The sequence below is a fragment of the Mesorhizobium sp. M7A.F.Ca.CA.004.04.2.1 genome (assembly GCF_004022825.1).
In the GTDB taxonomy this organism is placed as follows: domain Bacteria; phylum Pseudomonadota; class Alphaproteobacteria; order Rhizobiales; family Rhizobiaceae; genus Mesorhizobium.
Genome location: NZ_RZPH01000487.1, coordinates 1 through 4335, shown reverse-complemented (window position 1 = coordinate 4335; position 4335 = coordinate 1). Strand labels below are relative to the sequence as shown.

Annotated in this window: 4 protein-coding genes; all 4 read right to left on the bottom strand. The window is 62.7% G+C overall.

Annotated elements, in window-relative coordinates:
• On the bottom strand, positions 1 to 793 hold a 793-nt coding region (locus EN893_RS20680; protein WP_128361739.1), incomplete at its 3' end, for a DUF4167 domain-containing protein.
• Between the two features lie 303 nt (positions 794 to 1096).
• Positions 1097 to 1969, bottom strand: a complete 873-nt coding sequence (gene prmC / locus EN893_RS20675) for a peptide chain release factor N(5)-glutamine methyltransferase (RefSeq protein WP_128361738.1) — start codon at positions 1967 to 1969, stop codon at positions 1097 to 1099.
• Positions 1962 to 3041, bottom strand: a complete 1080-nt coding sequence (gene prfA / locus EN893_RS20670) for a peptide chain release factor 1 (protein WP_127266723.1) — start codon at positions 3039 to 3041, stop codon at positions 1962 to 1964. Before prfA ends, prmC begins: the two co-directional genes overlap by 8 nt.
• A gap of 10 nt (positions 3042 to 3051) precedes the next feature.
• Positions 3052 to 4335 (bottom strand): phosphoenolpyruvate--protein phosphotransferase (gene ptsP, locus EN893_RS20665; protein ID WP_128361737.1); only part of this gene is annotated, 1284 nt, incomplete at its 5' end.

The window sequence follows — 4335 nt, the reverse complement described above, 5'->3', positions numbered from 1 at the left end:
GGGCAGCACCGCTTTCGGCGGCCGCCTCGTTGAGTTCGGCCTGGGCCGCAAGGCCTGCCGGCGAAAGATTCTCGAACGACGGAGCCGGTTCGGCCGCAGCAACGGATTCGGTCGGCGCGGCGGCTTCGGCCTCGCTTGGAGCCTCGTTGCGCTGGGGCTGGCCAGCTTGCTCGGCGGACGATGCATAGTCGCGCTGGCCGTTCTGGCCGTAACCGCCATTGGGGCGACGATCGCGATGGCGCCCGCCATTGTTGTCGCGGCCACCATTGTTGCGCCCGCCATTATTATCACGGGCCTCGCGGCCACCTTCCCGGTTGAGCGCAACCTCGGCCGGCGTCCCTTCGATGACCGGCTGCGGGCCGGCGCCATGGTTGATCACCGGGATCTGGGCATCGGAAACAGTGTTGCTGTTGTTGCCGCCATTGTCGAAATCGTCGCGGTCCTCGTCGCCGTCATCGTCGAAATCATCACGATTCTGCTGCGCGTTCTGGATCGGCATCTGCGCCTGTGCGGCCGCGATGATGCGATTGTAATGCTCGGCGTGCTGGAGATAGTTCTCCGCCATGACCCGGTCGCCGGAGCTGTGAGAATCGCGGGCAAGGGTGGCGTACTTTTCGGCGATCTGCTGAGCCGAACCGCGGATCTTCACATCCGGGCCATTGCTCTCGTAGTTGCGCGTCAGGGGATTAGGCCCCTTGCGGTTGTTGTTGTTATTGTTGTTGTTATTGTTACCACCGCCGCCGCCATTATTATTGCGACCGCGCATGCGCCTGTTCTGCTGTTGTGGCCTCATCAAACTCTCTTCATTTTGAAATTTTCGAAAAACTCTTCACGAACGGAGGCGCTCATGCAGCCAGCCGTTTCGTCTCTTCACCGGCGTTCGCCCGCATCGATTGCGTTGGCGCCACGTGCCATCCTGTTCCGGTTACATCACTTGCCGGACGATTCCCGCACGAAGCTTGGGCATCGTTTGCGCAAGAAGGCAGCTATTTCCAAGGAAAACCGAATCACTAAGAGCACTGCCTGCTTCGTCTCATCCGGTTAAGGCGACCCTAGCCGCATTCCCCGGCATTGCCAAGCGCTTTTTTGCACTGCGTCAAGGCTTTATCCTTTCAAAGACAATAACCCTGTCATTTCCGCCGAGGTCACGAAAAGCACCGCCCGACACGTAGCCGGCTGCAGCGAATATCTCGCAGCCCTCGTTGCGTTGCGTATGGCCGATCTCGACCGCAATCCTGCCTTCAGTTTCCAAAAACCTTGCCGCTTCCGCAGCGATGGTTCTGTAGGGGTTCAGACCGTCCGCGCCGCCATCCAGGGCCAGGCGCGGGTCGAAATTGCGGACTTCGTCCTGCAGATTTCCAATGTCTTCGGTGGTTATATAGGGAGGGTTTGCGGCGATTACATGGTACCGGCCGAAAACTTTTTCGAACCAGTCCGACTGCAGCGCCGTGAACCGGTCTGCAAGACCCAGTTTCCCGGCATTACTGGCCGCCGTCGCCAGCGCACCTGCGGACAGATCGACGCCGGTGGCGCTAGCCGTCGGTACGACGCTGAGCAGCGCCAGCGCAATGGCGCCGGTGCCGGTGCCAAGATCGAGGATGCGGCACCCGCCTTCCCGCGCCGCAACTGCCTTGACGAAGGGCAATATCGCCTCGACCAGCGTTTCGGTATCCGGCCGCGGCTCCAGCGTTTCCGGCGACAGCGACAGGCGCAAACCGTAGAATTCACGATAGCCGAGGATGCGATGCACCGGTTCGCCGCCAGCGCGGCGTCTCAGGGCGGCATCGATTTCGGCAACAATGCCGGCGCCGAGCCTGCGTTCAGGGTCCGCAATGGCTTGCGTGCGCGTCGTGCCCGAAAAATGCTCGACGATCAGCCGCGCATCGAGCGCCGGGTCGTCGACAGTGGTGCCAAGCCGGGCCCACGCTTCCCGCAGCAGCGGGCCGAGTGCGTCGGGCAGGTCAGTCATCGATGCCGATGTCGGCGAGCAATTTCGACTGGTGATCGGCAATCAGCGCGTTGATGATCTCGTCGAGTTCACCCATCATCACCCGGTCGAGCTTGTAGAGCGTCAAATTGATGCGATGGTCGGTGACGCGGCCTTGCGGGAAATTATAGGTGCGGATGCGCTCCGAGCGGTCACCGGAACCGACCTGCGACTTGCGCGATTCGGAACGCTCCTCGTCGGCCTTGCCGCGCTCCAGATCATAGAGCCGGGCACGCAGGATCTGCATGGCCTTGGCGCGGTTCTGATGCTGCGATTTCTCCGCCTGCACGACCATGATGCCGGTTGGCAGATGGGTGATGCGGACGGCCGAATCGGTGGTGTTGACGTGCTGGCCGCCCGAACCCGAGGCGCGCATCGTGTCGATGCGGATGTCTTCGGCCCTGATGTCGATGTCGACCTCTTCGGCTTCGGGCAGCACCGCGACGGTTGCGGCCGAGGTGTGGATGCGCCCGCTGGCCTCCGTTGCCGGCACACGCTGCACGCGGTGCACGCCGGATTCGAATTTCAGATGCGCAAAGACGCCTTTGCCCGACACGGTGGCGATGATTTCCTTGAAGCCGCCGGCGTCGCCATCGCTGGCCGAGGCGGTTTCGAAACGCCAGCCGCGTTCGGCGGCGTAGCGCTCATACATGCGAAACAGGTCGCCGGCGAACAGCGCGGCCTCGTCACCGCCGGTGCCGGCGCGGATTTCGAGAATGGCGTTCTTGTCGTCGGCGGCATCCCTGGGCAACAGCAGGATCTGGATATCCTTCTGCAATGCCTCGATGCGCTCCTCGATCTCCGGCAACTCGGCCTCGGCGAGCGCCCGCATCTCGGCATCGGTGCCCTTGTCGGCAAGCATGGCTTCCAGATCGGCCTGTTCACGCTCGGCCAGGCGCAATGCCCTGACCTTGGCCACCATATCCTGGATTTCGGCATATTCGGACGCCATGCGCACATAGGCATCCGGCGCCGGACCAGCCGACATCTGCGCTTCGAGCATCTCGAAACGCTTGACGACTTGATCCATACGATCGCGGGGCAAATTGACCATGATGAGGCTGCTACAATGGGATCGAACGGTCGTCGGCAAAGGCCTGCAGCAGCGCCCGCATCGGCAAGCCCTGTGCCGGAGCCATCAGATTGTCGTCGAAAAACGCCTTCAACTCGTCCAGCGGCAGTTCCGTCAGCATCGCCTTGACCGGACCGATCGAGGCCGGCGACATCGAGATCGAACGGAAACCGAGGCCGATCAGCGCCATCGCCGAGATCGGCTTGCCGGCGAGTTCGCCGCACAGCGTCACCGGCGTATTGTTGCGGACGCCGGCATCGGCGATCTGCTTGAGCACACGCAGGAACGGCGCCGACAGCGTGTCGAAGCGGTTTGCCAATTGCGTGTTGCCACGGTCGACGGCCATGACGAACTGGAACAGGTCGTTCGAACCGACCGAGACGAAATCGACCGCCTTCATCAATTCATCGAGCTGGAACAACAGCGACGGAACTTCCAACATCGCGCCCAGCTTCAGGCTGGTCGGCAAATGATGGGCAAAGCGCGACAAATGCCGCACCTCGCGATCGATGATCTCGCGTGCCTGGGCGATCTCGCCCAGCTCGGTCACCATCGGCAGCATCAGCTTCAATTCGCGGCCGCCGCTGGCCTTGAGCAAAGCGCGGATCTGGGTGCGCAACAACCCCGGCCGGTCAAGCGTCAGGCGAATCGCCCGCCAGCCAAGCGCCGGGTTCTCTTCCTGGATCGCACCCTTGAAATAGGGCAGCACCTTGTCGCCGCCAATGTCGATGGTGCGGAAAGTGACCGGCTTGCCGCGCGCCGCTTCGAGCACGTCGCGGTACAGCTTTTCCTGGGCTTCGGCCCGGGGAAATGTCGAGGCGACCATGAATTGCAATTCGGTGCGGAACAGGCCGATGCCGGCCGCGCCCGCTTCGGCAAGCTGCGGCAGGTCGACGGCGAGACCGGCATTCATCAGCAAATCGACCTGGACACCGTCCCTGGTCGTCGACGGCTTCTTGCGCAGTTCGCGGTAGACCTCTTGCCGGCGCGCCCTGAAGCGCACTTTTTCGGCATAAGCGGCTTCCAGGTCAGGCTGCGGCCGCAAATGGATCACGCCCTCTTCGCCGTCGACAATGATGGCATCGCCGTTTTCCGCCATGGAAACGGCGCCCTTCATCTGGCCGGCGACGGGGATGCCCATGGCGCGTGCGACGATGACGACGTGGCTGGTCGCGGCACCATCCTCGAGCACCAGCCCGCGCATCTTGTCGCGGGGGTAATCGAGCAGCTCGGCAGCCCCCATTGAACGGGCAACGATGATGGCATCCTTCGGCAG

Excerpts from the sequence above, each read along its gene's own strand:
- prmC (WP_128361738.1), bottom strand. The coding sequence starts at position 1,969 with ATGACTGACCTGCCCGACGCACTCGGCCCGCTGCTGCGGGAAGCGTGG.
- prfA (WP_127266723.1), bottom strand. The coding sequence starts at position 3,041 with ATGGTCAATTTGCCCCGCGATCGTATGGATCAAGTCGTCAAGCGTTTC.